Here is a 26,331-nt window from a genome sequence, read left to right as displayed (position 1 = left end):
GCTCAGACCCGATGCACCCGCACGTGCGTGAGCAGCGCCAACCCGGTCGGGTCGGGAACGATCGACACGTCGCACCCCGGCAACAGCGCGCGCACGGCCGCCTCGTCGCGTTCGATGACCTGCCAGCCCAGCAGGTACTCCAACGGCCAGCGGAACAGGTTGGGCAAGACACTGGCGAAGTAGAACGTGCCGCCGGGACGGCAGAGCCTGGTCAGCACCGCCTCGGTGAGCCGCACGGCCGCGCGGTCGTTGAGATAGCCGTACAGGCCGTTGGCGAGCACCAGGTCGAACGGCCCGAGCTCGGCGAGAGGGTTGAGCGCGCGGAACACGTTGCCCGGAACCGCGGTCGTGACCTCGTTGAGCGGGCCGAGCCGCTTCTGCGCGAGGTCGAGCGCGTCGGGGTCGACGTCGGACAGCACGATCCGGTCGCCCGGCCGCAGGGCACCGGGCGGGAGGTGCCGCAGCTCCGGCGCGGCGCCGGAGGCGAGCACCAGCACCGACCGCGGTCCCTGGCGCGGCGCGGTGAAGGCGTCGCCGATCAGCCGTGCCTGGTGCGTCACCCGGTTGCGGTGCTGCTGGGTGATCGCCGAGCTCTGCAGGCTCGCCTCGACGTGCCAGCCGAGCGTGCCCGGCGCGGCGCCGTTGGCCTGCGCGAGGACGTGCTCGACGAGCCGGAAGTCGCTGGGGTAACCGCGGACCCATTCCTCCTCGTCGCGCATGAGCGGCGTACGCGCACACGCGGACCGCGCGGGCTGGACGACGGCGGCGATGTCCTCCTCCTGCATGCCCGCGTGCACGCCGGCACCGATCTGCTCGCCGAGGGCGCGGAAGCGGCCGCCGACGAGCCTGTGCGCCGAGGGATCGGCGAGGTTGAACTCCTTCTCACCGCGCAGGAAGCCGTCCACGGCGTCGCTGAGCCGGTGCAGAACGTCGGTGCTATGCGGGAGCACGGTCATCGCACACTCTTCCCTCGCTGCGGCAACGGTTCCAGAGCCTGTCAGGCGTGGCGTCCGGATGACAGGGTCTTTCGGGTCATACGGGCACGGCCCCGCCTTGGTTCGCGGGTCACCGGCTCGCGGCGGTCACGGCGTCCGCGATGGCCTGGTGCCCCGCTGGCGTCGGGTGCACATCGGTGCGGTCGCAGAAGTAGGTGAGCGCGCACACCTTGGCGACGGAGGCCGGGACCTGGCCGTACTTCGGGTCCTGCACCAGCTCGGTCAGCGCGCCGTAGCCGCCGGTCGTGCTCGTGACGTCGGCGAACTTCGCGCCGAACCGGTCGTACTGGGCCGCGATCCGCGCGTTGAAGTCCCGGAACATCGTCACCGACAGGCGGGCGAGGTCCTTGCCGTTGGGGAACGACGGGTTCACCCACGCGCCGAGGAACACGTCCGGGTAGGTCAGCCCGACGATCTTCACGTCCGGCGCGGCCTCCCGCAGCTCGGCGAGCGTGCCGGCGACGTTGGTCTGGATGGTCGCGACGGTCCTGGTCGCGCAGTCGAGCGGGTCCTGGGCGATGGCGCACGGCGTCAGGTCGTTGCCGCCGATCACGACGGTGACGAGTCCCGTCCGCCCACCTCGCAGCACCTCGACCGCGGCGTCGAGCTGGGTCCTGCCGCGCGCCTCGGGGCCGCACGCGGGCCTGGTGGCGAGGTCGCCGGAGGTGGCGCCGTCGCAGGCGAGGTTGACCAGGTCGAGACCGGCCTGCTCGGCGACGATCTGGGCGAAGCTCCGGCCGGCGCCGCCCGGTGCGAAACCGGTGGCGTAGGAGTCGCCGATCGACAGGTGGACCTGCCGCTGCGCGGACGGGGCGGTGGACGACGGCGGCGCGGGGGCGGGAACCTGCGCCGGTGGGGTCGAGGTGCATGCGGCGAGCGCCATGAGCAACGCCACGACCAGGGCAAACCTCGGCACACCTGCTCCTTCGGACCGGGAACTGACGTACCGAGGTTACGAGATCGCCCGTGAGGGTCGTGTCAGCGGAAGGCGCGCAGCCGCAGGCTGTTGCTCACCACGAACACCGACGAGAACGCCATCGCCGCACCCGCGATCATCGGGTTGAGCAGGCCGAGCGCGGCCAGCGGCAGGGCGGCGACGTTGTACGCGAACGCCCAGAACAGGTTGCCCTTGATCGTCGTGAGCGTGCGCCGGGCCAGCCGGATCGCGTCCACGGCGGCCAGCAGGTCACCGCGCACCAGCGTGAGGTCGCTCGCCTCGATCGCCACGTCCGTGCCGGTGCCCATGGCCAGGCCCAGATCGGCCTGGGCGAGGGCGGCGGCGTCGTTCACGCCGTCGCCGACCATCGCCACGACGCGCCCCTCGTCCTGCAGGCGCTTGATGACGTCGACCTTGTCCGCGGGCAGCACCTCGGCGATCACCGCGCCGGTCCCGTCCTCCGCGTCGATGCCGACCTCGGCCGCCACGGCGCGCGCCGCCGCCTCGTTGTCGCCGGTCAGCAGCACCGGGCGCAGGCCGAGCCCGCGCAGCCGCTCGATCGCCTCCTTCGACGTGGGCTTCACCGCGTCCGCGACGACCAGCACGCCGCGGGCCTCGCCGTCCCACGCGACCAGCACCGCGGTGCGCCCCTGCCGCTCGGCTGCCCGCTTGGCCTCGGCGAGACCGGCGTCGAGCCGGATGCTCCAGTCACCGAGCAGCCGTTCCCTGCCCACGAGCACGGCGTGACCGTCCACGACGCCCCGCACTCCGAGCCCTTCGACGTTCTGGAACTCCTCGACGGCGGGCACGTCACCCGCGGCGGTGGCGACGGCCTGGGCGATCGGGTGCTCCGAGGCGTGCTCCAGCGCGCCCGCGAGCCTCAGGACCTCGGCCTCGTCCTCGCCGTCGGCGGCGTGCACGCCGACCAGGCTCATCCGGCCGGTCGTCACGGTGCCGGTCTTGTCGAGCACCACGGTGTCGACGCGCCGGGTGGACTCCAGCACCTCCGGGCCCTTGATCAGGATGCCGAGCTGGGCGCCCCTGCCGGTGCCGACGAGCAGCGCGGTCGGGGTGGCGAGACCCAGCGCGCACGGGCAGGCGATGATCAGCACCGCCACCGCGGCCGTGAACGCCGCGCCGGCGCCGCCACCCGTGCCGAGCCAGAAGCCCAGCGTGCCGACGGCGAGCGCGATCACGATCGGCACGAACACCGCCGAGATCCGGTCGGCGAGGCGCTGGACCTCCGCCTTGCCGTTCTGCGCCTCCTCGACGAGCTTCGCCATCCGCGCGAGCTGCGTGTCCGACCCGATCCGCGTGGCCCGCACGACGAGCCGCCCGCCCGCGTTGACCGTGGCGCCGGCGACCGCGTCGCCGGGACGCACCTCCACCGGCACGGACTCGCCGGTGAGCATGCTCGCGTCGACCGCGGAGCTGCCCTCCTCGACGACGCCGTCGGTCGCGATCTTCTCGCCCGGCCGCACGACGAACCGGTCGCCGGCGCGCAGGTCGCCCGTCGGGACGCGGACCTCGGCGCCGTCCCGCAGGACCGCGACGTCCTTCGCGCCGAGCTCGAGGAGCGCCTTCAGGGCCGCCCCGGCACGGCGCTTGGACCGCGCCTCGAAGTAGCGGCCCGCGAGGATGAACGTCGTGACACCCGCCGCGACCTCGAGGTAGATGTTGCCCGTCCCGGCCATCCGCTCGACGGTGAACGTGAAGCCGTGCGTCATGCCCGGCGTTCCGGCGGTGCCCAGGAACAGCGCGTACAGCGACCACAGGAACGCCGCGCCGACGCCGAGGGAGATCAGCGTGTCCATCGTGGCTGCGCCGTGCCGCAGGTTCGTCCACGCCGCCCTGTGGAACGGCCACGCGGCGTAGGTGACGACCGGTCCGGCCAGTGCCAGCGACAGCCACTGCCAGTACGTGAACTGCAGCGCCGGGACCATCGCGAGCACGATCACCGGCACGGACAGCACCGCGGCCGTGACGAGCCGCTGCCGCACCGGCCTCGCCGGGTCGTGTTCGGCCTGTTCCGGCTCGTCGGAGGGAGGAGCGGGCAGCTCGGCGGTGTAGCCGGTGTCCTCGACGACCTTCACCAGGTCGGCGGGCGTCAGGTCACCCGCGTAGCTGATGCGCGCCTTCTCGGTGGCGTAGTTCACCGACGCCTCGACGCCGTCCAGCTTGTTGAGCTTGCGCTCGATCCGCGCGGCGCAGGACGCGCAGGTCATGCCGCCGATCGAGATCTCGATGGTGTCAGTGGCCATGACCGTCTTCCTCCTGGTGCGCTTCCGCCGCCGTGCCCGCGGTGGTGAGCGTGAACTCGGCGGTGCGGACCACGCCCTCGTGCTGGAAGTCGAGGAACAGCCGGTACCGCCCGGCGGTGGGAACCTCGACCGCGAACTTCACCTGGGCACTTTCCTCTGGGCCACTCTCCTCCGGGTGCACGTGCAGGTACGCGAGGTCGGCCGCCCGCAGCGCGACCAGGTGCCCCTTCGCACCCAGGTAGTCCTGCAGGTCCGTCACCGGCCGGCCGTTCCTGGTGATGGAGGCGGTGACGGTCGACGCGCTGCCGGCGGTCAGCTCGCCGTTGAGGGTTACCTCGTAACCGTCGACGGTGAACGTGCGGCTGTCCTCGTGCGTGCGCGGCCGGTAGTCGCCGGCCGCCTGGACGTCGGCGCCGAGCGTCGTCTTCGGCCCGCCCTCCGGCTTGAAGTCGGCGAACACCCGGTAGCTGCCCGCGGCGGGCAGGCGCAGCGGCACCGACCAGGTGCCGTCCGGCGCCATCTCCGGGTGCACGTGCTGGAAGTGCGACCCGTCCCGGCGGACGACGACGAGGTGCAGGCGCTTCTCGTGCTCCACGTCGAACTTCGTGACGGGCTGCCCACCCGGTCCGGCGATGTCGAAGCTGAGCGAGCTGTTCTGCTTGACCCGCAACGTGTAGCCGTTGTCCGACACGGACAGTCCCGGTGGCACCTTCGCCGGTTCGGCCTGATGCTCACCGTGCGGTGCTTCGCCCTGTGCCTCGCTTCGGCCGTGCGCCTCGGTTCGGCTGTGCGTCTCGGTCGCGGAAGGCGGTCCGGCCACGGCGCCCAAGGCCCACGTGCCACCGAAGACGACGGTCAGCACCACCCCGTAGAGCGCGACCTTGTACCCGGTCCTCATCGCTCAGCCCGCCAGCTCGTAGCCGGCCTCGGCGACCGCGGCCCGCACGTCGTCCAGCGCGACCGGCGCGGTGCTGGTGATCGTGACCCTGCCGGTCGGCAGGTCGACCGCCACGCCGCTGACGCCGCTGATCCGGCTGATCTCCTCGGTCACCGAGCTGACGCAGTGGCCGCAGGTCATGCCGGTGACGACGTGGACGGACTCGCTCATGGCTCTCTCCTCGTGGTATCCGCGGCGTGGTATCCGCGGCGTGGTGTCAGGAGCGGACCAGGCGCGCGATGGCGCCGCTGGCTTCCGCGATCTTCGCGTCGGCCGCGGTCCCGCCCTCGCTGATGGCCTGGCTCACGCAGTGCTTCAGGTGCTCGTCGAGCAACCCCAGTGAGACCGCCTGCAACGCCCTGGTGGCCGCGGAGATCTGGGTGAGCACGTCGATGCAGTACTCGTCGTTCTCGATCATCCGCTGCAAGCCGCGGACCTGCCCCTCGATCCGGCGAAGGCGGCGCAGGTGGGCGTCCGAGTTCTGGGCGTAGCCGTGCATGTCTCGCTCCTCCTCGGCCACCGCGCGGCCGGCCGGTGGCGCCGGGGGAGCGGTGGCTCGCGGTATTTATACCCTAGGGGGGTATGGGTATGTCAAAGGACGCCGGGTTGCCCCGAGAGCGAACAGTGATCACGGGCGGACGCGCCGGTGCTTCGATGGGCGCATGACCGAACGCGCCTTCCGCAGGTACCTGGACCTGGAACCGTCCGCGGACGAGCCCGTGCTGGTGCCGGTGGCCGGTGTTCCCGGCAGTGGCAAGAGCACGCTCGCCGAGTCGCTGGCCCGGCACCGGCGCGGCCCGATCCTCTCGATGGACTGGGTGCTGGGAACGATGACGCAGTTCAGCGACCTGACCGACGAGACGGCGGGATCGCTGGTGGACCTGAACCTCTTCGCCGCGGCCGCCCGGCACGTGCAGCTCGGGATCGACGTCGTCGTCGACGCGACCGCGCACACCCGCGGGCAACGCGACCGGTGGCGCGAGCTGACCGAACGGCTCGGCGGGACCTTCGTCGGCGTCGAGTGCGTCTGCTCGGACGAACGCCTGCACCGCGAGCGGGTCGAGGGGCGGGACCGCGGCATTCCCGGTTGGTACCCAACGGTTCCGTGGGAGCACGTCCAACGGATGCGGGACTTGTGGGAGCTGTGGGAGGAAGACCACCTGGTGCTCGACTCGGCGGTCGAGACGCCGGCCGATGCGCTGGAGCGCGTCCTGGCCGCGGTGCGGGACCTGCGGTCGGCAGGGGAGACCGCAGGTCCCGCGACTCGCTAGGCGGTGTCCCGCGAGTCGCGCTCGCGGGACACGTCCTAAGCGCTCTCCGCCGCGGCGGCGCGCCCGGCGGCGCGTCCGGAGAACAGGCAGCCACCGAGGAACGTGCCCTCCAGCGCGCGGTACCCGTGCACGCCGCCGCCGCCGAACCCGGCCACCTCGCCCGCCGCGTACAGGCCGCGGATCGGCCGGCCGTTCGAGCCGAGCACCCGGCCCTGGAGGTCGGTCTGCAGGCCGCCCAGCGTCTTGCGGGTCAGGATGTTCATCCTGATCGCGATCAGCGGGCCGGAGCCGGGGTCGAGGAGCTTGTGCAACCCGACCGTGCGGGCCAGGCTGTCGCCGCTGTAGGCCAGCGAGTTGCGGATCCCCATCACCTGCACGTCCTTGGTGAAGGGGTTGTCCACCTGCAGGTCGCGGATGGTGATCTGGCGGCGCAGCTCGTCCAGGTCGATCAGGTTCTGGCCGGTCAGCGCGTTCATGCCCGCCACCAGGTCCGGCAGGTTGTTCTTGATGACGAAGTCGACGCCCTTGTCCATGAACGCCTTCACCGGCGGCGGCGTGCTGTTCAGCAGGCGCATGGCCAGGTAGGCGATGAGGTTCTTCGCGGTGATCTCCGGGTTCTGCTCGGAACCGGAGAGCACGAACTCCTTGTCGATGATCTTCTTGTTCAGGACGAACCACGAGTAGTCGTAGCCGGACCTGCCGATCAGCTCCAGCGTGCCGAGCGTGTCGAGCGACGGGATGCCCGGGTTGGGGAACCGGCGTCCGCGCGCGTCGAGCCACAGCGACGAGGGCGCTGCCAGCACGCGGATGCCGTGGTCCGGCCAGATCGGTGTGTGGTTGATCATGCCCTCGGTGTAGTGCCACATGCGGTCGCGGTTGACGACCCGGCCGCCCGCGAGCTCGGTGATCGCCAGCATCCGGCCGTCGACGTGCGCGGGCACGCCGGTGACCAGCCGCCGCGGCGCCGGGCCCAGGCGGGCGGGCCAGTTGCGCCGCACCAGGTCCTTGTTGGCGCCGATGCCACCCGAGGTGACGATCACCATCGGGGCGTGCAGCTCGAAGTCGCCGACCTTGGTGCGGGAGCTGGGCGTGCCGCGCTGGGCGCTGCTGGGCTCGAGGACGCTGCCGCGCACGCCGGTGACCGCGCCGTTGGTGACGACGAGCCCGTCGACCTGGTGCCGGAACCGGAAGGTGACCTTGCCGTCGCGCACGGCGTCGCGGACCTTCTTCTCGAACGGCTCCATCACACCGGGGCCGGTGCCGAGCGTCATGTGGAAGCGGGGCACCGAGTTGCCAGGACCGTCGGCGAGCTGCCCGCCGCGCTCGGCCCAGCCCACGATCGGCACCCACCGCACGCCCAGCCCGTACAGCCACGAGCGCTTCTCGCCGGCCGCGAAGTTGAGGTAGGCCTCGGCCCACTTGGCGCCCCAGTGGTCCTCGCCCAAGGGGTCGTTCACGCCGCGGTCGAACCCGGCGGTGTTGAACCAGTCGGCGCGGGCCAGCTCCAGCGAGTCCTTGATGCCCGCCGTGCGCTGCTCGGCCGAGTCGATGAGGAAGAGGCCGCCGAGCGACCAGAACGCCTGGCCGCCCAGGCTGGCCTCGGGTTCCTGGTCGAGCAGCAGCACCTTGCGGCCGGCCGCGGCGAGCTCGGAGGTGGCGACGAGCCCGGCGAGGCCGTGGCCGACCACGATCACGTCCGCGTCGGCTCTCGGCGCCGCGCCGGCGACGGCCGGTCCCAGTGTGGCGCCCGCGGCGATCGCGCCGCTCGCGGCAAGGAGGTTGCGGCGGCTGATGTTCCGGTCTGACATCCCAGGACCTTCCTCGTTGAAGGGCGGTGCCAATGCGAATTACTCTCGCGTAAAGGAACTAACCAGTAACCGCGGAGCGGGGATAGGGGCCCGCCGCCAAACGGCGACGGCTGTGTTGTGGCCGTCCCACAACCGGTGTTTGCGGAGGCGTTGTGCCGGGGATGTCCGCGATGGTTCGCCAAGTGCTCCACGCCGTCGCCGCCGACGACGAGGTGGTGGAACGGGTCGTCGACGCCGCGCGTGCCCACTCGCCGGAGGTCGCCCGGCTCCCGGCCGAGGAGAACCGCCGCCACATCGCCTTCCTGCTCTCCGAGGGGATCAGCCACCTCGAACGGGGTGGTGCTCCCGACGACGGCGACTTCTCCGCCGCGCTGGCGCTGGGCGCCGACCGCGCCGCTCAGGGCGTGTCGATGGCGGGCCTGCTGCGGGGTGTGCACGCCGGCCGCACCGAGCTGATCCGCGCGAGCGTGGAGCTGGCGCGGTCGTCGGGCGTGGACGACGGCACGATCCTGAACTTCATGATCGACCTGGACCACTACGTCGGCGCGGTCGAGCGGCACATCGTGAGCGGCTACCACACGGCCGAGCTGCGGCTGTCCCGGACGGTCCGCGACCTGCACGCCCAGGTGCTGCGCCGGCTGCTCGTGTCCGGCGAGCCCCCCGACGCCTCCGAGCTGGCCCGCGCGGGCCTGCGCCAGGACGGCAGCTACCACTGCGTGGTGTCCGGGGTGACCGACCCGAGCCACGCGAGGGCGCTGGAGCAACGGCTGCAGACCTCCGGTGGCGTGTACGGGCTGGTCGAGGGGCGGCTGGCCGGGCTGGCGCACACACCGCCGGCGTCGTCGGAGGACCTGCTCGTGGTCTCACCCGCGACCGGGCTCAAGTCGTTGCGCACCATGTACTCGATGTGCGCGCGGGCGTTGTCGGTCGCCGCGCCGGGAGGCGTCCGGTCGCTGACCGACCTCGCCGGCGAGACCGCTCTCGCCGCGTTCCCGGCGCTGGCGGACACGCTGGCCGACGCGCTGCTCGGGCAGCTCGACCCGAAGAGCACCTTCCACCACGAGATGGTGGCGACGGCGTTGTGCTACCTCGACCACGGCGGCCGGCTCAGCGCGACGGCCGCGGCGCTGCACATCCACGCCAACACCGTGCGGTACCGGCTGGACCGGTTGGTGGAGCTGACCGGCGCCGACCTCGGCGAGAACCCGGACGCGGGGCGGTCGCACGTGCTGACGACGCTGCACACCTGGTGGGCGCTGCGGTCGTGGATCGACCGCGGCGCCCGGTGAGCCGGTCCTCAGAGGCGGTAGAAGTTGGCGTAGTGGTCGGGGGAGAAGTAGACGGAGCCGGTGGTGCGGTCGACCACGATCCGGTAGGCGTCCCGGGAAGCGTTGCAGGCCCGCGGGTAGACGTCGAACTCCTGGTAGCTGTGGCCGGCCGGGAGCTGGCCCTCGCGGTTGTAGAAGGTGCCGCCGGCGAAGTTGCACTGCCCGTTCGGCCAGCTGTACCAGCCGCGCGAGCCCGGGTACCCCTTGGCCGACCAGGTCGAGTCGGCGGATCGGGCCGCCGAGCACCGGGTCTGGGTGCACGAGCTGTGAACGGCCGCGTCCGCGGCAGGGGTGACGACGACCGTGGTCAGGCCGAAGACGGACGCGACGACGGCGAGAGCGGCGAGCGTGCGACGTGTCCAGTGCGTGCGCAGGGTGTGCACTTCAGACCTCCATCGACGGGGGCGGGAACCCCGTGATCCTTTCGGCTGGTCATCACGGGACGGTGAACGGCAGGCGACCTCGCGCGCAACGGCTGGGGCCTCTTCGCCACCACGGACTCCGACCGCCCGAGTTGATCAACGCCGAACAGCCGATTGCGATCGCTGCCACCGGCGATAAGTTCGATCCATGGCAGCACGCAAGCACTGGGTGGTGCTGTTGACCCTGCTCACCGCCGCCTGCACGGCCGAGCACGGCGGCACGCCTTTTCCCGCACCGGGAACCTCCTCCTCCCCGTCGGTGGCGGGAGAACCGTCCACAAAGGTTCGCGCCGTTGTGGACGGACGCACCGTCGAGCTGGCCGACGGCACCCGTGCCCGCGTCTCCCTGCTCGCCGAGCCGACCCCGTGCGGTGCCGCCGCGGCCCGGGAGTTCGCCACCGCGACGTTGCTGGACAAGGAGGTCCGCGTCACCAGCATCACTCCCGGCGAGGTCTCCCTGACGCTGCCGGACGGCACCGACTACGCGCTGATCGCGGTCCGCACCGGGATGCTGCGCACCGCCGGTGCCGACGGTGGCCCGCTCACCGAGGCGGAGTCGAAGGCGGCGCAGGCGAAGCTCGGTCTGTGGGCGCAGGACTGTCCCACGTCGACGACTCCCGAGCCGCCGCCTCCCGCCGCGCCGTCCTGCGTGGTCGTCTACCGGGTCACGAGCCAGTGGCCCGGCTCGTTCCAGGGCGAGGTGACGGTGCGGAACGTCAGCGACGCGCTGGTCGACGGCTGGACGTTGCGCTGGCGGTTCGCCGGCGGTCAGACCGTGGCGCAGATGTGGAACGCCACCGCCTCCCAGCAGGGCGCCGACGTGACCGTCGTCAACGCCCCCTACACCGCCTTGATCGTGGCCGGCGGCTCGGTCTCGATCGGGTTCAACGGCTCGGTGTCCGGCCCGAACCCGGCACCGGCCGAGTTCACGCTGAACGGCGCGCCCTGCACCGCGGGCTAGCTCCCGCCCGTGACCCGCATCGAACCGCGCTGAAGTCGCCGCACCCGCAGCCGAAGCGTTCCGCATCCTCCCACCTGCTGGTACACGCGGTCGCCCGACCGCGGCAAGCCGACCGGCCTTTCCACTCAGTGGAAGCGTTCGGTCGACGACGCGCGGGACGCGTGCCTAACGTTCGGTCGCGTGACGACCAGCCAGCAAGAGATCAGCGACGAGATCGCGAAGATCCAGGCCGGCACACCGGTGGGTGCGCCGCTGCTGGACTTCCCGCCGTACCGCAGCACCCTGCTGCGTCACCCCACCAAGGAGCCGCGGCACGCCGACCCCGAGGGCGCCGAGCTGTTCGCGCCGGTCTTCGGGCACTCCGACGTGGCCGCGATCGAGGCCGACCTGACCGTGCAGCGCGGCGGTGAGCCGATCGGCGAGCGGATCCGGGTGCACGGCCGCGTCCTCGACGGCGACGGCCGCCCGGTGCGGCGGCAGCTCGTGGAGATCTGGCAGGCCAACGCCGCCGGCCGCTACTCCCACCAGGGCGACCAGCACCCGGCCCCGCTGGACCCGAACTTCACCGGCGTCGGGCGGTGCCTGACCGACGACGCGGGCTGGTACTCGTTCACCTCGATCAAGCCCGGCCCCTACCCGTGGCGCAACCACCACAACGCCTGGCGGCCGGCGCACATCCACTTCTCCCTGTTCGGCACGGACTTCACCCAGCGGCTGATCACCCAGATGTACTTCCCCGGCGACCAGCTCCTGGCGCTGGACCCGATCGCCCAGTCGATCACCGACCCCGCCGCCCTGTCCCGGCTGGTCGCCTCCTACGACCACTCGCTGTCCGAGCACGAGTGGCTGCTCGGCTACCGCTGGGACATCGTCCTGACCGGCAGCCACGCGACCTACCTGGAGCCGTCCGATGACTGAGGCCACCCCGGGGCAGACCATCGGCCCGTTCTTCCACCACGCGCTGGCGTTCCCCGGCGACGCGGAGCTGGTGCCGTTCGGCTCGGCCGGGTCCGTGGTGCTGCACGGCCACGTGCGCGACGGCGCGGGCGACCCGGTGCCGGACGCGATGATCGAGATCCGGCAGACCGACGCGTCCGGCGCGGTGCCGGGGACCGGTGGCTCGCTGCGGCGGCGCGGCGCCGGGTTCACCGGGTGGGGCCGGTGCTGCACGGACGCCGCGGGGCACTACTGGTTCAGCACCGTCGAGCCGGGCCTGCCGTTCTTCGCGGTGACCGTCTTCGCGCGCGGGCTCCTCGACCGCCTGTTCACCCGGATCTACCTGCCGGGAACGCCGGGAGCGGTGGACGGCCTGGTGGCCGAGCGCGAGGACGACGGCCGGCTGAGGTTCGACATCCACCTGCAGGGGCCGTCCGAGACGGTGTTCCTCCGGTACCCGCGGACGTGATCATGCTGCCAGGTTCCCACCGCGCCGCCGGGCTGCTCGACGACGCCGCGCTGGTGCGGGCGATGCTGGAGGTCGAGATCGCCTGGGCGCGGGTGCTCGGCTCCGAGGTCTCGCTGGACGGCTGGGTGCCCTCGCTGGACCCGGCCGAGGTCGAGGCCGCGGGCAACCCGGTGCTGCCGCTGGTGTCCGCGCTGCGCTCACGGGTGACCGGATCCGTCCACACCGGACTGACCAGTCAGGACGTGCTCGACTCCGCCTTGATGCTGCTGGCGCGCGGGGCGCTGGAGCGGGTGGCGGCCGACCTGCGGCGGGTCGCCCGCGCGCTGGCCGGGCTGGCGCGGGAGCACCGGTCGACCGTGATGGCGGGACGCACCCTGACGCAGTTCGCCGTGCCGATCACGTTCGGGCTCAAGGCCGCGCGGTGGCTCGCGGGCGTGCTGGACTCGCTGGACGAGCTGGACGTCGTCGCCCGGTCCCTGCCGGTGCAGTGCGGGGGCGCGGCGGGCACGTTGTCGCGGGCGGCGGCCGCGGTGGACCCGGTCGAGGCGGCCTCGGCGTTCGCCGGTCACCTGGGACTGGTGTGGCCAGGGCTGCCCTGGCACACCAGCCGCGGGCCGGTCACGCGGCTCGGTGACGCGGTGGTCCGCGCGTGCGACGCGCTCGGGGTGATGGCCGCCGACCTGCTGACGCTCGGGCGGCCCGAGATCGGTGAGGTGTCCGAGGCGGCCGTGGCCGGGCGCGGCGCGTCGTCGACCATGCCGCACAAGCGCAACCCGGTGTTGTCGGTGCTGGTGAACAGCGCCGCGCTGCAGGCCCCGCAGTTGGGGGCGCAGCTGCACCTGTGCGCGGCGCGGGCCGTGGACGAGCGGCCGGACGGCGCCTGGCACGCCGAGTGGCCGGCGCTGCGGAGGCTGTTGGAGCTGGCGGTCGTCGCGGCCTCGCAGGCCGCGGAACTGGCCGGGGGGATCGAGGTGCACGCCGGCGTCATGGCGCGGCGGGTGGCCGACGCCGCGCCGGACCTGCTGGCCGAGCAGGGTGGCGGCACGGACCCGGCCGCCTACCTGGGGGCGGCGGAGTCGTTCGTGGACGAGGTGCTGAAGAGGTGGCGCGATCGTGGTTGAGCTGAGCCTGACGAGGCTGGCGGGAACGGGGACGTCCGGACGGCTGCTGCTGGTCGGCCCGTCGCTGGGCACCTCCGTGGCGTCGCTGTGGCGGGACTGCGCGGGGTCGCTGCCCGGTGACGTCGAGGTGGTCGGCTGGGACCTGCCGGGACACGGCGCCGCGGCCCCGGCCACCGGACCGTTCACCGTGCGGGACGTCGCGGACGCGGTGGCCGGGCGCGGCGCGGCGCTCGCGGAGGGGCGGCCGGTGGACTACGCCGGCGTCTCGTTCGGCGGCGCGGTCGGGTTCGACCTCGCCACGAGGGCGGACGGGCCGTTCGGCGCCGTGGTGTGCATCGCCGCGGCGCCCCGCATCGGGCAGCCGGAGATGTGGCGGGAGCGGGCCGCGCTGGTGCGGCGGGCCGGAACACCGGCGGTGGTCGAGGGGGCGGCCCACCGGTGGTTCGCGCCGGGGTTCGCCGACCGGTCACCCGGCGTCGCCGGGGAGCTGCTGGCGGCGTTGGCGGAGGTGGACGACGAGTCCTACGCCCTGGCGTGCGAGGCGCTGGCGGGGTTCGAGGCCCGTGCGGCGGTGAAGCCCCTGTGGGTGTTGGTGGGAGCGCACGACGTCGTGGTGTCGCCGGAGAACGCGGACCTGGTGCTGAGCCGGTGCGGGCACCTGCCGCCCGCCGAGGACCCCGCCGGCGTCGCGGTGGCGGTGCGGCGGGTGCTGGAGGAGATGCGGTGTCCTACGACGACGGCATGAAGGTCCGGCGGGAGGTGCTCGGGGACGCGCACGTCGACCGGGCGGCGCCGGACGACTTCACCCGCGACTTCCAGGAGTTCATCACCCGCTACGCGTGGGGTGAGATCTGGACGCGGCCCGGCCTGGATCGGCGGACGCGCAGCGCCGTCACCCTCACGGCGCTGATCGCGCGGGGGCACTGGGACGAGCTCGGGCTGCACGTCGCCGCCGCGCGGCGCAACGGGTTGAGCGAGGACGAGATCGGCGAGGTGATCCTGCAGACCGCCGTCTACTGCGGGGTGCCCGCGGCCAACCACGCGTTCGCCGTCGCGCGGCGGGTGCTGAAGGAGGACGTGTGATCGTGCACGAGACCGCGCTGGAGGCCGTGGCGGACACGCCGGACGGGGCCACGGTGCTGATCGGCGGGTTCGGCCCGGCCGGGGAGCCGGTGGAGCTGATCGAGGCGCTGCTCGACAGCGGCGCGAAGGGGCTGACGGTGGTGAGCAACAACGCGGGTTCCGGCGAGACCGGGATCGCGGCGCTGATCCGCGAGGACCGGGTGGCGAAGGTGGTGTGCTCGTACCCGCGGCAGGCGGACTCACGGCACTTCGACGACGCCTACCGGGCGGGCCGGGTGGAGCTCGACCTGGTGCCGCAGGGCAACCTCGCCGAGCGCATCCGGGCCGGCGGGGCCGGTATAGGCGCGTTCTTCACGCCGACCGGGTACGGCACGATGCTCGCCGAGGGCAAGGAGACCCGCGTCATCGGCGGCAAGGGCTACGTGCTGGAGTACCCGATCACGGGCGATGTCGCGCTGGTGAAAGCCCACCGCGCGGACGCGCGCGGCAACCTCGTCTACCGCAAGACCGGGCGCAACTTCGGCCCGGTCATGGCCGCGGCGGCCACGACGACGGTCGTGCAGGTCGAGGAGTTCGGCGACATCGACCCGGAGCACGTGGTCACGCCGTGCATCTACGTCAACCGGATCGTCCACATCGGACGTGCGGCATGATCGACCGGCAGGGCCTGGCCAAGCTGGTGGCGGCCGACATCCCGGCCGGCGCGTTCGTCAACCTCGGCATCGGGCTGCCCACCGAGGTCGCCGACCACCTCGCCCCGGACAGCGGCGTGGTGCTGCACACCGAGAACGGCATGCTCGGGATGGGGCCGCAGGCGCGGGGCGGCGACGTCGACCGCGACCTGATCAACGCGGGCAAGGTCCCCGTCACGGAACTGCCCGGCGCGTCGTACTTCCACCACGCCGACTCGTTCGCGATGATGCGCGGCGGCCATCTCGACGTGTGCGTCCTGGGCGCCTACCAGGTATCCGCGCGAGGCGACCTCGCCAACTGGCACAGCGGGGCGCCGGACGCGATCCCGGCCGTGGGCGGCGCCATGGACCTCGCGGTGGGCGCGAAGCAGGTGTTCGTGATGATGAACCTGCTGACCAGGGACGGCAAGCCGAAGCTGCTCCCCGAGTGCACCTACCCGCTGACCGGGCTGCGGTGCGTCACCCGCGTCTACACCGACCTCGCGACGTTCCTGATCACCGGCGGCGGTGTGGTCGTCCGCGACCTGCACGGCATCGAGTTCACCGATCTCCAGAACCTGCTGGACGTCCCGCTCGAACAGGAGCTGTCATGACGCGCACCCAGGTCGGCATCGTCGGCGCGGGACCGGCGGGGCTGATGCTCTCGCACCTGTTGTCGCTCAACGGCATCGACAGCGTCGTGATCGACAACCGGACGCGCGCGGACATCGAGAACACCGTCCGCGCCGGCATCCTGGAGCCCGACAGCGTCCGGCTGCTCGTCGACACCGGCGTGTCCGACCGGGTGCTGCGCGACGGGCAGCCGCACGAGGGCATCGACCTGCGGTTCGGCGGCGAGAGCCACCGCGTCGACTTCCGCGCCCTGGTGGGCGAGGCGGTCTGGCTGTACCCGCAGACCGACGTGTTCGCGGACCTGGCGGACGCGCGGGAACGCGACGGCGGTGACGTCCGGTTCGGCGTCAGCGGCACGGCGGTCGACATCACCGAGCCCGCGATCCGGTTCACCGACAGCGAGGGCAGGCGGCAGGAGGTGCGCTGCGACCTGCTCGTCGGCGCGGACGGCTCCCGCTCCACCTGCCGGGCCGAGGTGCCGGAGGCGGTGCGCGCCCACAGCTCCCGCGAGTACCCGTTCGCCTGGTTCGGCATCATCACCGCCGCCCCGCCCAGCGCTCCCGAGCTCGTCTACGCGCACTCGCCGCGCGGGTTCGCGCTGATCAGCCGGCGCACCGAGACGCACCAGCGGATGTACTTCCAGTGCGACCCCGAGACCGACCCGGCGGACTGGCCGGACGACCGGATCTGGGAGGAGCTGCAGGCGCGGGTGGCGGGCCCGGACGGCTTCACCCTCCGCGAGGGACCCATCACCGAGAAGACGGTGCTGCGCTTCCGGTCGTTCGTCGCGGAACCCATGCGCCACCGCGCGCTGCTGCTCGCCGGGGACGCTGCCCACACCGTGCCGCCGACCGGCGCGAAGGGCCTCAACCTGGCGCTGGCGGACGTGAACGTGCTCAGCGAGGTCATCGAACGCGCGCTGGCGAAGAGGGACGGCGACGCGCTCGACGAGTACGGGCCGCGGGCGCTGGACCGCGTCTGGAAGGCGCAGCACTTCTCGTACTGGATGACGACGATGCTGCACGCCCTGCCCGGTGCGACGGACTTCGACGTGCGCAGGCAGCTCGGCGAGCTGGGCTCCGTCGTCGGGTCGGAAGCGGGCGCGAGGTTCCTCGCCGAGGGCTACACCGGCCGCTGGCCGGCTTGAGCGCGGCTGAAGCGCGGTCGGCGAGACTGGCCCGATGGACATCGCGGCACTGCGCCTCGGCAACATCGGGCGGCTCCAGTCGGCGGAGGACGTCGTGCGCCACTTGGGCGCCGTGCAGGGCCAGGACTACGGCCAGTCCCTGTGGGCGCTGGGGATGCGCACGGCGAACGGCCGCATCGCCGACATCGAGGAGGCGCTGCGGACCGGCCGTGTCGTCCGCACGTGGCTCCTGCGCGGCACGATCCACTACGTCCTCGCCGAGGACGTCCGGTGGATGCTCGCCCTGTTCGACGCGCGCTACCTCGCCAGGCAGACACCCAAGGCCTGGCAGTACCACCACATGACACCCGAGCTGATGTCGCTGGCGCGCAAGACGTTCGTGAAAGCGCTGAGCGGCGGCAACTGCCTCACCCGGCGCGAGATGATCGACCTGATGGCGGGCGTCGGCATCCCGGACGACCGGCAGCAGAGCTACTTCACGTTCCTCCACCTCGCCCAGGAGGGCCTGGTGGTGCCCGGACCTCCGCGCGGCAAGGAGCAGACCTTCGTGCTGCTGGAGGAGTGGGCGCCCGTCCAGCGCTCGCTCGACACCGACGAGGCGCTGGCCGTGCTCGCGTCGCGGTTCTTCGGCAGCCACGGCCCGGCGACGCTGGCGGACTTCGCGAACTGGTGCGGCATCGGGGTGCGCGAGGCGTCCCGCGGCCTGGCGGCGGTGAAGTCCGAGCTGGTGTGCGAGACGGTCGACGGCAAGGAGTACTGGCTCCCGCCGGACCTCACGCCCGCCTCGGGGGCGTTGCTGGTGCCCGCCTACGACGAGCTGGTGATCGGCTACAAGGACCGCGGCGCGTTCTTCACCCGCTACGACGAGATCCCGATCTCCACCTACAACGGCATGTTCTACGCCACGATCATCGAGGACGGCCAGATCGCCGGGTTGTGGCGCCGGGTCGTGAAGAAGAGCTCGGTGGACGTGGAGCTGCGGCCGCTACCGGGCTTCGACGTCGACCGGCTCGCCGGGCACACCGCGCGGCTGGCCGATTTCCTCGGGCTGCCGGTGCGGACGATCGTGAAGGACGCGCCCGAGACCGGGTCGTCGAAGGTCAGCTGGCGCTCCCGCAAGTGAGCAGCTCCACCTCGCCGCCCCGGTGCCCCGGCGGGACGACGGCGAGCGCGCCGGCGAGCGCGGCGCCCCGCAGCGAGCCGGGCCGGTCGTGCCCGACCGGCACGGCCACCCCGCGCGATCGGGTCACCGGGACCAGCCGCGTGTCCCGGGGGTGCGCGCCGACGTCGCCGAGCCAGGCGGTGGCCGGTGGGCGGGCGGTGTGGCCGCCGAGGGTGTCCAGCAGGGGCCGGAGCAAGGTCATGACGGCGGCGAAGGCGGCGAACGGGTTGCCCGGCAGGCCCACGACGCAGCGGCCGCCGGGCAGGACGGCCAGCAGCATCGGGTGGCCCGGCCGGCAGGCGACGCCGCTCACGAGGACGTCGGCGCCGAGGGTGGCGAGCACGTGGCGCAGGTGGTCCGCCGCGCCCACCGAGGTGGCGCCGCACGTGACGAGGACGTCGGCCGCGCCTCCGGTGAGGGCGGCGGCCAGCGCGGCGGGATCGTCGCGCAGGTAGGTGGTGCCGAGCAGGTCGGCTCCGGTCAGCAGGCTCGGCAGCATCGGGCCGATGGCGTCGCGGACCCGGCCGGGGCGCGGCGGGCCGGAGCGCAGGAGCTCGTCGCCGGTGACCACGACCGCCGCCCGCGGCCGGCGGTGGACCAGGAGGGTGTCGTGGCCCGCGCCGGCGGCGAGACCGAGGACGGCGGGGGAGACGACGGCACCGGTGTGGAGGAGCTCCTCGCCCGCCGACCAGTCCTCGCCGCGGCGGCGGAGGTGTTTGCCGCGGTGCGGGGGACGTCCGCAGCTCTCCCGCCGGCAGTCGGTGTGGCGGCACGGCACGCCGGTGTCGACGGAGAGCACGGCGCCCGCCACCGCGCTCTGCTCGACTGGCACCACCAGGTCCGAGCCGTCCGGCACCGGTGCGCCCGTCGCCACGCCGAACGCCTCACCGGGGCCCAGCGCCACCCCGGGCACCGGATCGCCGGCGGCCACCCGGCCGGTGATCGTCCACGGCCCCGGCCCGCTCACCGCGTAGCCGTCCATCGCCGACGTGGCGCAGGCCGGTTGGTCCGCGAGGGCCCGCACAGCCGACGCGAGCACCGCTCCGACGGCGTCGGGCAGCGCGACTTCGACGGCGTCCAGCGGTTTCACCGCGTCTCGCGCCGTCTGCCGGGCGAGCGTCCAGGGCATGGTCATGAGGGCTCCCGTGGTATAGCCTACTTCATACTGTATGCAATCGTCGGAGCGGGGTGAAGGGCATGTCAGCCGCGACCTACGTCCGTGATCACGTCGGGAGGCTCTACCGGGTGGGGGAGACCGACCTCGAGGTGTCGGGGAGGTCGCGCCGCGCGGTGCTGTGGGCGGCGTGGGCCGCGATGCTCGCAGCCGGCATCGGGCAGTACGGGTTCGGGGCGCTCATCCCGCGGTTGCAGGACCGGTGGAGCGTCACCGAGCTGTTCTGGGTGCTGGCGCTGTGGACCGCGTGCCAGGCGGGCACCGCGTTCCCCGCCGCCTGGTTGCGGCAGCGCGGGCGGCTCACCTCCACCGGTGCCCTGTGGATCGGCGCGGTCCTGTGCGGCACCGGGCTGCTCACGCTCGGCCAGGGGCAGCTCGTCGGGTACGCGGTGCTCGGCGGCGTCGGCGCGGGACTGGTCTACGCGACGTGCCTCGGCACGGTCGTCCGCTGGTACCCGGAGCGCGTCACGAGGAAGGTCGCGTTCGTCAGCGCCGCCTTCGCGTACGGCTCGGTGCCGTTCGTGCTCGCCGCCGGGGTGCTCTCCGCCGACCTCGGCTTGTTCCTCGCGCAGGCGGCGGTCGCGGTCACCCTGGTCGTGGCGGCCGCCGGGGCGTTCCTGGCGGACCCGCCCGAGCACTGGTGGCCGCCGGACGTGCCGCCGCGCGAGTGGGCGCTCGACCGGGCGCGCGTGCCGAACCGGTCCGCGCTCAAGGAGTTCCGCACGCGCGAGGCCATGCGGTGCGGCACCTTCTGGTGGCTCTACGGCGGGGTGGCGTTCGCGGCCGCCGTGTCGCTGTACGACCTGGCGTACCTGCCGTTGTTCGTGGGGGACCGGGTGCTCGGCGTGGTCGCGCTGGCGACGCTCGCCGCGGCGACGGGCACGGGACGGGTGCTGGTCGGGTGGATCTCCGACCGGGCCGGCCGGCGCAGGGCGCTCGTCTGGACGCTGGCGACCGGCGGACTGGCCCAGTTCGTGCTGCTGTTCTCCCAGAACGTGCCGGGGCTGCTCGTCGGCGCCACGCTCGCCGGGCTCGGCACGGGGTGCTGCTACTCGTTGCTGGTCGGCGTCACCAGGGAGTACTTCGGCGAGACGAACGGCGCGCAGAACTTCGGCGTGCTCTACACGGCGAAGGCCGCCGGCGCGCTGATCGCGGCGGTCGTCCTCGCCTCGCAGGGGCCCGCGTTCGCGTTCATCGCCGCCGGCGTGCTCGGCCTCGCCGGAGCGGTGCTCGCGGCGCACCTGTCGCAGCCGGGGAGGCCGCGGCTGTGAGCCGCGTGCCGAGGCTCTCGAAGGGCTGGCACCGGACGCCCGCCGACGGCTGGTGCCTGATGGAGCTGACGTCGGTGCTCGCGGGCGAGGTGTGGTCGGACCGGCCCGCCTGCGTGCACCCGGTGCTGGCGTGCGTGGCCCGCTGCGTCAACGACCGGTCCTCGGAGGACGGACGGCGTGAGCTGCTGCCGTTCGCCACGGAGGTGATCGGGACGGAGAAGGCGCCGGCGGGCCCGCTGGTCGCGCATTGCGTGCGCCGGGCCGGGATCACCGCGCCGAGGTGGTGGCCGCGGAGCTGGGTCGTGACGAGGGCGGTGCGGGCGCTCACCGGGGACGAGGTGCTGCGGCGGCTGCTCGGCGAGTGCGTGGCGATCTGCCGGGAGGCGACCGAAGGGGAGGGTGCACGTGGGACGGGTGACGAGCAGGCGGCGCGTGGTGCGGCTGGTGGACGACGCGGCCACCGCGCGGCCGGACGCGCTGGCGGTGGAGGAGCCGCTGGAGATCCGCGTGCGCGGCCGGTCCCTCGCCGTGACCATGCGCACGCCGGGTGACGACTTCGACCTCGCCGCGGGCTTCCTGGTCAGCGAGGGCGTGGTGCGCGCCCCGTCCGACATCGCCTCGATCCGCTACTGCGCGGGCGCCACGGCGGACGGTGGCAACACCTACAACGTCCTCGACGTCGGGCTCGGCGAGGGCGTCGCGCCACCGGACCCGTCGATCGAGCGCAACTTCTACACCACGTCGTCGTGCGGCCTGTGCGGCAAGGCGAGCCTCGACGCCGTGCGCACCACCGCGAGCTGGCAGGTGGCGGCCGACCCGATCCGGCTCGCACCGGCGCTGGTCACCGGGTTCCCGGCGAAGCTCCGTGCCGCGCAACGGGTCTTCGACCGCACCGGTGGCCTGCACGCGGCCGGGCTGTTCAGCGCCGGGGGAGAGCTCCTGTGCCTGCGGGAGGACGTCGGCCGGCACAACGCGGTCGACAAGGTCGTCGGCTGGGCCACCCGCGCCGGGCGGCTGCCGTTGACCGGCACCGTGCTCATGGTGAGCGGGCGCGCCTCGTTCGAGTTGGTGCAGAAGGCCGTGATGGCCGGGATTCCGGTGCTCACCGCCGTGTCCGCGCCGTCGTCGCTCGCCGCCGACCTCGCGGAGGAGACGGGGCTCACCCTGGTCGGGTTCCTGCGGGGCAACTCGATGAACGTCTACACGGGAGCGCACCGCCTGGGTGTCACGGCCGGGAGGCGCTAAGGCGGCCGTCGCCGAGCCGGCCCGCGGACGAACTGGTCACCAGGTCGCCGCCACGCGCGGTCGGCTGCCCCGCGTGCAACCGCGGGGCGTCGAGAACGGCCACCTCCCCGCGAGCTGACCGGCGACCTCATCCGCGCAAGGAGCGCATCAACCCTTCCAGATCGCGTTCACCCTCGGGCGTCTGGGCACCCTCGGCCACCGCGTCCGCCATGAGCTGCCGGGTCTCCGGACGGCTGATCAGCGCGCCCCACACCGCCTCTTCCCTGGCGAAGCCCTCCGTGAGGTCCTCGGGAGGCAGGGTGGCCTTCATGCCGGCGATGACGCCCTCGGGCAGGTCGGCGATGTGACGAGCCACCCGCGCGACGTAGGCGTCCAGTTCCGCCGCCGGCAGGGCTCGGTTGATCCAGCCGTAGGAGGCCGCGGTCGTGGCGTCGAACAGGTCACCGGTCAGGAGGATCTCCAACGCCCGGTTGCGCCCCATCCGCTGACGCAGGTACTGGGTGGCGCCGCCGCTGGGGACGATGCCCATGAGACCCTCGACCTGGCCCAGCCCGGCGGTCTCGGCCGCGGCGAACGCCATGTCGGCGGCGGCGACGAACTCCGCTCCGCTCCCGCGTGCTTTGCCGGTCAGCTTGACGATCGTCACCTGCGGTTGGTGCCGCAGGAGCTCGCCGACGGCCTGGAACACATTCGTCCCGGCGGGCGCCTGGGCCGCCATCTCCTGCAAGACGTCCAGTTGCTCGGCCATGTTCATGTCCCCGTGGGCGATGAAGAACTCCGGGTTCGCGCTGGAAAAGACGATCACCTTCGTCGCCGGGTCGTTCCGGAGCGCGTCCAGGACCGTGTGCAGCTCACGCATCATCGTCAGGCCGAGCGCGTTCACCGGCGGGTTGTCCAGCACGATCTCGGCGACGCCGTTGCCGGTGCTGACGCGGAGGTTCGAACAGGTGGCCGGCTGCGGATGGGGCATGGTCGAGCTCCGATCGGGTAACGGCGGAAGTTGTAGATTCGCCTGAGAACCAAGAATCGGTGGTGGCGCGCGATGCGGCAAGAACGCACTTCGGAAGAACCAGGGATCATGAGTGATACCTACGTGCTCGGCACCGGCTTCGACGGGTGGCCGGGCTTCGGGGCCGACTGCCCGAGCCGGCCGGTCCTGGACCAGATCGCGGACAAGTGGTCGATGATGGTGATCGCCGTGCTGGAGCGCCCGGCCAGGTTCAACGAGATCAAGCGCCGTCTTGGCGGTGTGACCCAACGTGTCCTCACGCAGTCCCTGCGCCGCCTGGAGCGCAACGGGATGATCGAGCGGAAGGTGCTGCCGACCTCCCCCGTCGGGGTGGAGTACTCGCTGACGCCGCTGGGGCGGTCGCTGCGCGAACCGTTCTGGCACCTGTACTCCTGGACGGTCCGGCACAGCGAGCAGATCCAGCGCAGTCAGCGCGCTTTCGACGAGCGTTCCCGGCAGCCCGGCTGAGGTCGCTGCTCCGGCGCGTGAATCCACAACGGACTCGGCCCTGATGCCCAGGCCGCAGACGTTGGTCCGATCGGCGTCCTCCGCGAGGATGACGCCGCGCGACGGACGCGATCTTGGACGGCGCCGGCCTACCGTCGTCCCATGTTGACTGTGAGGGGGATCAGCCGGAACTTCGGCGACCACCGGGTGCTCGACGAGGTGAGCTTCGACGTGCGGCCCGGCCGGATGACGGGCTTCCTGGGCGCCAACGGGTCCGGCAAGACGACCACCATGCGCATCGTGCTGGGGGTGCTCGCCGCGCACGGGGGCTCGGTGAGCTGGCGGGGTGAGGCGATCACGCCGCAGCGCCGTCCGCACTTCGGCTACATGCCGGAGGAACGCGGCCTGTACCCGAAGATGAAGGTCCGCGAGCAGATCACCTGGCTCGGCCGGCTGCACGGCGTCGACAAGGCGACCGCGCGGGCCAACACCGACCGGCTGCTCGCCGACCTGGAGCTGACCGGCCGCGCCGACGACCGGCTGGAGTCGCTGTCGCTCGGCAACCAGCAGCGCGTGCAGATCGCGGCCGCGCTGGTGCACGACCCGGACGTGCTGATCCTCGACGAGCCGTTCTCCGGCCTCGACCCGATCGCCGTCGAGACGGTGCTCGACGTGCTGCGCAAGCGGGCGGCGAGCGGGGTGCCGGTGCTGTTCTCCAGCCACCAGCTCGCGATCGTGGAACGGCTCTGCGACGACGTCGTGATCATCTCGAAGGGACGGATCGCGGCGAACGGGTCGCGCGAGGAGCTGCGGCGCACCCACGCCTCCGACCGCTACGAGCTCGTCGTCGCGGAGGACGCGGGCTGGGTCCGCGACGTCCCCGGCGTGGCGGTCCTGGAGCTCGACGGGCCCCGCGTGGTGTTCGAGGCGGATCCCCAGCAGGTGCTCAGGGCCGCGCTCGACCGCGGAGAGGTCCGCTCGTTCACGCCGGTCGTGCCCACGCTCGACGAGATCTTCAGGGAAGTGATCTGACATGGACCGGGTGTCGTCCACCAGGGCGTCGTTCGCCCAGGCGACCTGGCTCGTCGCCGAACGGGAGATGAGGACCTTCGTCTCCACCAAGGGCTTCTGGATCGGGTTCCTCGCGACCGTCGCGGGGTTGTTCGCGCTCACCGTGCTGCCGACGGTGTTCGGCGGCGACGACCCGCGGGTCGCGGCCGTCGGATCGGCCGTGCAGGCGGTGCAGGGCAAGCAGCTCGACGTGCGGGAGGTCGCCGACGTGGCGGCGGCCGCCGAGCTGGTCAGGGCTGACGAGGTCGAGGCAGCGATCGTGCCGGACGGCGGCGGGATCAAGGTCCTCGCGCTCAACGACCCGCCGGCCGACGTGATCCGCCAGCTCGTCGCCTCGCCGCCGGTCGAGCTGCTGGACGCCTCGGCGGTGAACTCCGACCAGCGGTTCGTCACCGTGCTCGTGTTCGGGCTGGTGTTCCTGATGTTCGGCATGGGCGGCGCGGCGATCGCGCAGAGCACCGTGACCGAGAAGCAGACCCGGATCGTGGAGATCCTCGTGTCCACCGTGCCGGTGCGGGCGCTGCTCGCCGGCAAGATCCTCGGGCACGTGCTCCTCACGCTGGGGCAGGTGGTGGTGCTCGCGCTCGCGGCGCCGATCGCGCTGCGGGTCGCCGGGCTGTCGGAGCTGCTGGCCGTCGTGGTGCCCGCGCTGGGCTGGTTCGTGCCGTTCCTGATGCTCGGGTTCGTGCTGATCTCGTCGATGTGGGCGGTGGCCGGCGCGCTGGTCAGCCGTCAGGAGGACCTCGGCTCGACGATGGGCCTGGTCATGCTCGCGGTGATGGGGCCGTACTTCGGCGTGCAGTTCTTCTTCGACAACCCCGCGGTGCTCGGTGTCATGTCGTTCGTGCCGTTCACGGCCGGGGTCGCGATGCCGGTGCGGATGTTCGCGCAGCAGGCCCAGCCCTGGGAGGCGCTGGTCTCGCTCGGCATCCTCGCGGTGACCGTCGTGGTGATCCTGCTGGCCGCCTCGCGCCTGTACACCGGGTCGCTGTTGCAGACCGGGGGCAGGGTGAAGCTCTCGAAGGCCTGGGCACCGGCAGAATAGGCGCATGACCGCTGATCCGATCCGCCTCGCCGTCGTCGGCCTGGGTGCCATGGGCACCCGGATGCTGACGGCGGCGCTGGCACATCCCGGCTACACCGTGGTCGCGGGCGTCGACGTCGTCCCCCGCGCGCTCGACGTCCCGGTCGTGGCCTCGCTGGACGAGGTTCTGTCCGATGTGGACGCCGTGTACGTCGCGACCCCGCCCGCGTCGCACGCCGCGCTGGTGCTCAGCGCGTTCGACGCCGGCAAGGCGGTGTTCTGCGAGAAGCCGCTGGCGGTCGACCTGGGCGAGGCCCGCGGGATGGCCGAGGCCGCCGCGGGACGGCCGAACGCGGTGAACTTCGCGTTGTCGGACATGGCGGCCACCCTGGAGGTCGAACGCCGGCTGCCCGAGCTCGGCCCGCTGCGGGGCGTGGAGATCAGGCTGCAGTTCCCCCGCTGGCCGCGGGCGTTCCAGGCGGAGGCCGCCTGGCTCGCGCGGTCCGAGCAGGGCGGGTTCGTGCGCGAGGTGCTGTCGCACTTCGTCTACCTCACCGACCGGCTGCTCGGGCCGCTCACCGTCGAGTCGGTGTCGTCGGACTGCCCCGAGGCGGGCGCCGCCGAGGTCGCGGCCCGTGGCCTGCTGCGGGGCAGCGGGGTGCCGGTGCACGTGTCGGCGTTCTCCGGCTTGGCCGGGCCGGAGGTCTACGAGTGGACGGTGTGGGGCACCACGCGGTCGCTGCGCCTCACCCAGTGGGCCGACCTGTCCAGTTCGGACGGTGGCGCGTGGGAGCCGGTGCCGGTGGAGCGGACCGGGTCGGACCACTCGCGCCTCACGCTGTTCGCGCAGGCGGTGCGCGGCGGGCACCCGCGGGACCTGGCGGACTTCGCGAGCGGGCTGCGGGTGGCCGAGGTGGTCGAGGCCTTCCTGCGGTAAATGGCTTGACC

General features: G+C 72.8%; 29 protein-coding genes. 19 read left to right on the top strand and 10 right to left on the bottom strand.

The annotated features are described in order from the left end of the window. Nucleotides 1-2: 2 nt before the first annotated feature. The 6 genes from BMW88_RS19430 to BMW88_RS19405 form a co-directional block, all read right to left on the bottom strand. Nucleotides 3-956 (bottom strand): class I SAM-dependent methyltransferase, encoded by a 954-nt coding sequence (locus BMW88_RS19430; protein ID WP_089952514.1) that lies wholly within the window; start codon nucleotides 954-956, stop codon nucleotides 3-5. 109 nt (nucleotides 957-1,065) lie between these two features. After that, nucleotides 1,066-1,911 carry an SGNH/GDSL hydrolase family protein gene (locus BMW88_RS19425; protein WP_143116148.1) on the bottom strand — a complete coding sequence of 282 codons (846 nt, stop codon included), beginning with the start codon at nucleotides 1,909-1,911 and terminating at the stop codon, nucleotides 1,066-1,068. 62 nt (nucleotides 1,912-1,973) lie between these two features. Continuing rightward, nucleotides 1,974-4,193 carry a heavy metal translocating P-type ATPase gene (locus tag BMW88_RS19420; RefSeq protein ID WP_089952511.1) on the bottom strand — a complete coding sequence of 740 codons (2,220 nt, stop codon included), beginning with the start codon at nucleotides 4,191-4,193 and terminating at the stop codon, nucleotides 1,974-1,976. Further along, nucleotides 4,183-5,091, bottom strand: coding sequence for a hypothetical protein (locus BMW88_RS19415; protein ID WP_089952510.1), 909 nt, complete (start codon nucleotides 5,089-5,091; stop codon nucleotides 4,183-4,185). Before BMW88_RS19415 ends, BMW88_RS19420 begins: the two co-directional genes overlap by 11 nt. 3 nt (nucleotides 5,092-5,094) lie before the next feature. Continuing rightward, nucleotides 5,095-5,301 (bottom strand): heavy-metal-associated domain-containing protein, encoded by a 207-nt coding sequence (locus BMW88_RS19410; RefSeq protein ID WP_089952507.1) that lies wholly within the window; start codon nucleotides 5,299-5,301, stop codon nucleotides 5,095-5,097. A 46-nt stretch (nucleotides 5,302-5,347) separates the two neighbouring features. Continuing rightward, complete coding sequence (locus tag BMW88_RS19405) at nucleotides 5,348-5,629, bottom strand: metal-sensitive transcriptional regulator (RefSeq protein WP_089952506.1); 282 nt, start codon at nucleotides 5,627-5,629, stop codon at nucleotides 5,348-5,350. A 163-nt stretch (nucleotides 5,630-5,792) separates the two neighbouring features. Between BMW88_RS19405 and BMW88_RS19400 the strand changes: the two genes are divergently transcribed. Beyond that, the gene (locus tag BMW88_RS19400; RefSeq protein ID WP_177221192.1) at nucleotides 5,793-6,401 is read left to right on the top strand and encodes a P-loop nucleotide/nucleoside kinase family protein; all 609 of its coding nucleotides are present in this window, start codon (nucleotides 5,793-5,795) and stop codon (nucleotides 6,399-6,401) included. 35 nt (nucleotides 6,402-6,436) lie between these two features. Here BMW88_RS19400 and BMW88_RS19395 read toward each other — a convergent pair whose 3' ends face one another. Next, nucleotides 6,437-8,209: an FAD-binding dehydrogenase gene (locus tag BMW88_RS19395; protein WP_089952502.1), complete on the bottom strand. Its 1,773-nt coding sequence runs from the start codon at nucleotides 8,207-8,209 to the stop codon at nucleotides 6,437-6,439. 170 nt (nucleotides 8,210-8,379) lie between these two features. Between BMW88_RS19395 and BMW88_RS19390 the strand changes: the two genes are divergently transcribed. After that, nucleotides 8,380-9,498, top strand: coding sequence for a PucR family transcriptional regulator (locus tag BMW88_RS19390; protein ID WP_245777916.1), 1,119 nt, complete (start codon nucleotides 8,380-8,382; stop codon nucleotides 9,496-9,498). Between the two features lie 8 nt (nucleotides 9,499-9,506). On the opposite strand, the gene BMW88_RS19385 is transcribed toward BMW88_RS19390, so the two are convergent. After that, a complete protein-coding gene (locus BMW88_RS19385; protein WP_245777915.1) occupies nucleotides 9,507-9,920 on the bottom strand; it encodes a ribonuclease domain-containing protein in 414 nt (137 codons plus the stop codon). A gap of 187 nt (nucleotides 9,921-10,107) precedes the next feature. On the opposite strand from BMW88_RS19385, the gene BMW88_RS19380 reads away from it, so the two are divergent. The 10 genes from BMW88_RS19380 to BMW88_RS19335 all read left to right on the top strand — a co-directional run bounded on the left by BMW88_RS19380 (nucleotide 10,108) and on the right by BMW88_RS19335 (nucleotide 18,103). Then, the gene (locus BMW88_RS19380; protein ID WP_089952498.1) at nucleotides 10,108-10,920 is read left to right on the top strand and encodes a cellulose binding domain-containing protein; all 813 of its coding nucleotides are present in this window, start codon (nucleotides 10,108-10,110) and stop codon (nucleotides 10,918-10,920) included. Between the two features lie 180 nt (nucleotides 10,921-11,100). Then, nucleotides 11,101-11,838, top strand: coding sequence for a protocatechuate 3,4-dioxygenase subunit beta (gene pcaH / locus BMW88_RS19375; RefSeq protein WP_089952496.1), 738 nt, complete (start codon nucleotides 11,101-11,103; stop codon nucleotides 11,836-11,838). Then, nucleotides 11,831-12,325 carry a dioxygenase family protein gene (locus BMW88_RS19370; protein ID WP_089952494.1) on the top strand — a complete coding sequence of 165 codons (495 nt, stop codon included), beginning with the start codon at nucleotides 11,831-11,833 and terminating at the stop codon, nucleotides 12,323-12,325. Before pcaH ends, BMW88_RS19370 begins: the two co-directional genes overlap by 8 nt. 2 nt (nucleotides 12,326-12,327) lie before the next feature. After that, nucleotides 12,328-13,446, top strand: a complete 1,119-nt coding sequence (locus BMW88_RS19365) for a lyase family protein (RefSeq protein WP_089952492.1) — start codon at nucleotides 12,328-12,330, stop codon at nucleotides 13,444-13,446. Continuing rightward, complete coding sequence (locus tag BMW88_RS19360) at nucleotides 13,439-14,191, top strand: alpha/beta fold hydrolase (protein WP_089952490.1); 753 nt, start codon at nucleotides 13,439-13,441, stop codon at nucleotides 14,189-14,191. The genes BMW88_RS19365 and BMW88_RS19360 overlap by 8 nt, the downstream gene beginning before the upstream one ends. Further along, the gene (locus tag BMW88_RS19355; RefSeq protein WP_089952711.1) at nucleotides 14,188-14,529 is read left to right on the top strand and encodes a carboxymuconolactone decarboxylase family protein; all 342 of its coding nucleotides are present in this window, start codon (nucleotides 14,188-14,190) and stop codon (nucleotides 14,527-14,529) included. Before BMW88_RS19360 ends, BMW88_RS19355 begins: the two co-directional genes overlap by 4 nt. After that, on the top strand, nucleotides 14,526-15,182 hold the full coding sequence (locus tag BMW88_RS19350) for a 3-oxoacid CoA-transferase subunit A (RefSeq protein ID WP_089952488.1): 657 nt from the start codon (nucleotides 14,526-14,528) through the stop codon (nucleotides 15,180-15,182). Before BMW88_RS19355 ends, BMW88_RS19350 begins: the two co-directional genes overlap by 4 nt. Next, nucleotides 15,179-15,814 (top strand): 3-oxoacid CoA-transferase subunit B, encoded by a 636-nt coding sequence (locus BMW88_RS19345; RefSeq protein WP_089952486.1) that lies wholly within the window; start codon nucleotides 15,179-15,181, stop codon nucleotides 15,812-15,814. The genes BMW88_RS19350 and BMW88_RS19345 overlap by 4 nt, the downstream gene beginning before the upstream one ends. Next, entirely contained in the window at nucleotides 15,811-16,980 is a 1,170-nt protein-coding gene (locus BMW88_RS19340; RefSeq protein ID WP_089952485.1) for a 4-hydroxybenzoate 3-monooxygenase, read from the top strand. The genes BMW88_RS19345 and BMW88_RS19340 overlap by 4 nt, the downstream gene beginning before the upstream one ends. A 34-nt stretch (nucleotides 16,981-17,014) precedes the next feature. Next, on the top strand, nucleotides 17,015-18,103 hold the full coding sequence (locus BMW88_RS19335; RefSeq protein ID WP_089952483.1) for a winged helix DNA-binding domain-containing protein: 1,089 nt from the start codon (nucleotides 17,015-17,017) through the stop codon (nucleotides 18,101-18,103). Here BMW88_RS19335 and BMW88_RS19330 read toward each other — a convergent pair. Next, nucleotides 18,081-19,277, bottom strand: coding sequence for a molybdopterin molybdotransferase MoeA (locus tag BMW88_RS19330; RefSeq protein ID WP_089952481.1), 1,197 nt, complete (start codon nucleotides 19,275-19,277; stop codon nucleotides 18,081-18,083). The two genes, BMW88_RS19335 and BMW88_RS19330, sit on opposite strands and share 23 nt — an antisense overlap. 62 nt (nucleotides 19,278-19,339) lie before the next feature. Between BMW88_RS19330 and BMW88_RS19325 the strand changes: the two genes are divergently transcribed. Genes BMW88_RS19325 through fdhD form a run of 3 tightly spaced genes read left to right on the top strand, consistent with a single transcriptional unit; the run spans nucleotide 19,340 to nucleotide 21,832 of the window. Continuing rightward, complete coding sequence (locus BMW88_RS19325; protein ID WP_089952480.1) at nucleotides 19,340-20,587, top strand: MFS transporter; 1,248 nt, start codon at nucleotides 19,340-19,342, stop codon at nucleotides 20,585-20,587. After that, nucleotides 20,584-21,138: a hypothetical protein gene (locus tag BMW88_RS43360; RefSeq protein WP_245777914.1), complete on the top strand. Its 555-nt coding sequence runs from the start codon at nucleotides 20,584-20,586 to the stop codon at nucleotides 21,136-21,138. The genes BMW88_RS19325 and BMW88_RS43360 overlap by 4 nt, the downstream gene beginning before the upstream one ends. After that, nucleotides 21,032-21,832, top strand: a complete 801-nt coding sequence (gene fdhD / locus BMW88_RS19320; RefSeq protein ID WP_245777913.1) for a formate dehydrogenase accessory sulfurtransferase FdhD — start codon at nucleotides 21,032-21,034, stop codon at nucleotides 21,830-21,832. The genes BMW88_RS43360 and fdhD overlap by 107 nt, the downstream gene beginning before the upstream one ends. A 127-nt stretch (nucleotides 21,833-21,959) precedes the next feature. Here fdhD and BMW88_RS19315 read toward each other — a convergent pair whose 3' ends face one another. Further along, nucleotides 21,960-22,802 (bottom strand): enoyl-CoA hydratase/isomerase family protein, encoded by an 843-nt coding sequence (locus BMW88_RS19315; protein ID WP_089952477.1) that lies wholly within the window; start codon nucleotides 22,800-22,802, stop codon nucleotides 21,960-21,962. Between the two features lie 108 nt (nucleotides 22,803-22,910). On the opposite strand from BMW88_RS19315, the gene BMW88_RS19310 reads away from it, so the two are divergent. From BMW88_RS19310 to BMW88_RS19295, 4 genes are all read left to right on the top strand, one after another. Further along, nucleotides 22,911-23,309 (top strand): winged helix-turn-helix transcriptional regulator, encoded by a 399-nt coding sequence (locus tag BMW88_RS19310; protein WP_089952476.1) that lies wholly within the window; start codon nucleotides 22,911-22,913, stop codon nucleotides 23,307-23,309. Nucleotides 23,310-23,450: 141 nt separating this feature from the next. Then, on the top strand, nucleotides 23,451-24,320 hold the full coding sequence (locus BMW88_RS19305; RefSeq protein ID WP_089952474.1) for an ABC transporter ATP-binding protein: 870 nt from the start codon (nucleotides 23,451-23,453) through the stop codon (nucleotides 24,318-24,320). Nucleotide 24,321: 1 nt separating this feature from the next. Then, nucleotides 24,322-25,404, top strand: coding sequence for an ABC transporter permease (locus tag BMW88_RS19300; protein WP_089952472.1), 1,083 nt, complete (start codon nucleotides 24,322-24,324; stop codon nucleotides 25,402-25,404). Nucleotides 25,405-25,408: 4 nt separating this feature from the next. After that, on the top strand, nucleotides 25,409-26,320 hold the full coding sequence (locus BMW88_RS19295; protein WP_089952470.1) for a Gfo/Idh/MocA family protein: 912 nt from the start codon (nucleotides 25,409-25,411) through the stop codon (nucleotides 26,318-26,320). Nucleotides 26,321-26,331: the final 11 nt, after the last annotated feature.

The organism is Lentzea xinjiangensis (genome assembly GCF_900110955.1).
GTDB lineage: Bacteria > Actinomycetota > Actinomycetes > Mycobacteriales > Pseudonocardiaceae > Lentzea > Lentzea xinjiangensis.
This window is presented reverse-complemented; position numbering and strand designations above follow the sequence as displayed.

Coding starts and splice junctions, on each gene's coding strand:
- BMW88_RS19335 (WP_089952483.1), top strand. CDS start 17,015: ATGGACATCGCGGCACTGCGCCTCGGCAACATCGGGCGGCTCCAGTCG.
- BMW88_RS19300 (WP_089952472.1), top strand. CDS start 24,322: ATGGACCGGGTGTCGTCCACCAGGGCGTCGTTCGCCCAGGCGACCTGG.
- BMW88_RS19405 (WP_089952506.1), bottom strand. CDS start 5,629: ATGCACGGCTACGCCCAGAACTCGGACGCCCACCTGCGCCGCCTTCGC.
- BMW88_RS19305 (WP_089952474.1), top strand. CDS start 23,451: ATGTTGACTGTGAGGGGGATCAGCCGGAACTTCGGCGACCACCGGGTG.
- BMW88_RS19315 (WP_089952477.1), bottom strand. CDS start 22,802: ATGCCCCATCCGCAGCCGGCCACCTGTTCGAACCTCCGCGTCAGCACC.
- BMW88_RS19395 (WP_089952502.1), bottom strand. CDS start 8,209: ATGTCAGACCGGAACATCAGCCGCCGCAACCTCCTTGCCGCGAGCGGC.
- BMW88_RS19310 (WP_089952476.1), top strand. CDS start 22,911: ATGAGTGATACCTACGTGCTCGGCACCGGCTTCGACGGGTGGCCGGGC.
- BMW88_RS19340 (WP_089952485.1), top strand. CDS start 15,811: ATGACGCGCACCCAGGTCGGCATCGTCGGCGCGGGACCGGCGGGGCTG.
- BMW88_RS19365 (WP_089952492.1), top strand. CDS start 12,328: ATGCTGCCAGGTTCCCACCGCGCCGCCGGGCTGCTCGACGACGCCGCG.
- BMW88_RS19295 (WP_089952470.1), top strand. CDS start 25,409: ATGACCGCTGATCCGATCCGCCTCGCCGTCGTCGGCCTGGGTGCCATG.
- BMW88_RS19400 (WP_177221192.1), top strand. CDS start 5,793: ATGACCGAACGCGCCTTCCGCAGGTACCTGGACCTGGAACCGTCCGCG.
- BMW88_RS19380 (WP_089952498.1), top strand. CDS start 10,108: ATGGCAGCACGCAAGCACTGGGTGGTGCTGTTGACCCTGCTCACCGCC.
- BMW88_RS19330 (WP_089952481.1), bottom strand. CDS start 19,277: ATGACCATGCCCTGGACGCTCGCCCGGCAGACGGCGCGAGACGCGGTG.
- BMW88_RS19410 (WP_089952507.1), bottom strand. CDS start 5,301: ATGAGCGAGTCCGTCCACGTCGTCACCGGCATGACCTGCGGCCACTGC.
- BMW88_RS19420 (WP_089952511.1), bottom strand. CDS start 4,193: ATGGCCACTGACACCATCGAGATCTCGATCGGCGGCATGACCTGCGCG.
- BMW88_RS19345 (WP_089952486.1), top strand. CDS start 15,179: ATGATCGACCGGCAGGGCCTGGCCAAGCTGGTGGCGGCCGACATCCCG.
- BMW88_RS19415 (WP_089952510.1), bottom strand. CDS start 5,091: ATGAGGACCGGGTACAAGGTCGCGCTCTACGGGGTGGTGCTGACCGTC.
- BMW88_RS19325 (WP_089952480.1), top strand. CDS start 19,340: ATGTCAGCCGCGACCTACGTCCGTGATCACGTCGGGAGGCTCTACCGG.
- BMW88_RS19390 (WP_245777916.1), top strand. CDS start 8,380: ATGGTTCGCCAAGTGCTCCACGCCGTCGCCGCCGACGACGAGGTGGTG.
- BMW88_RS19355 (WP_089952711.1), top strand. CDS start 14,188: ATGAAGGTCCGGCGGGAGGTGCTCGGGGACGCGCACGTCGACCGGGCG.
- BMW88_RS19430 (WP_089952514.1), bottom strand. CDS start 956: ATGACCGTGCTCCCGCATAGCACCGACGTTCTGCACCGGCTCAGCGAC.
- BMW88_RS19370 (WP_089952494.1), top strand. CDS start 11,831: ATGACTGAGGCCACCCCGGGGCAGACCATCGGCCCGTTCTTCCACCAC.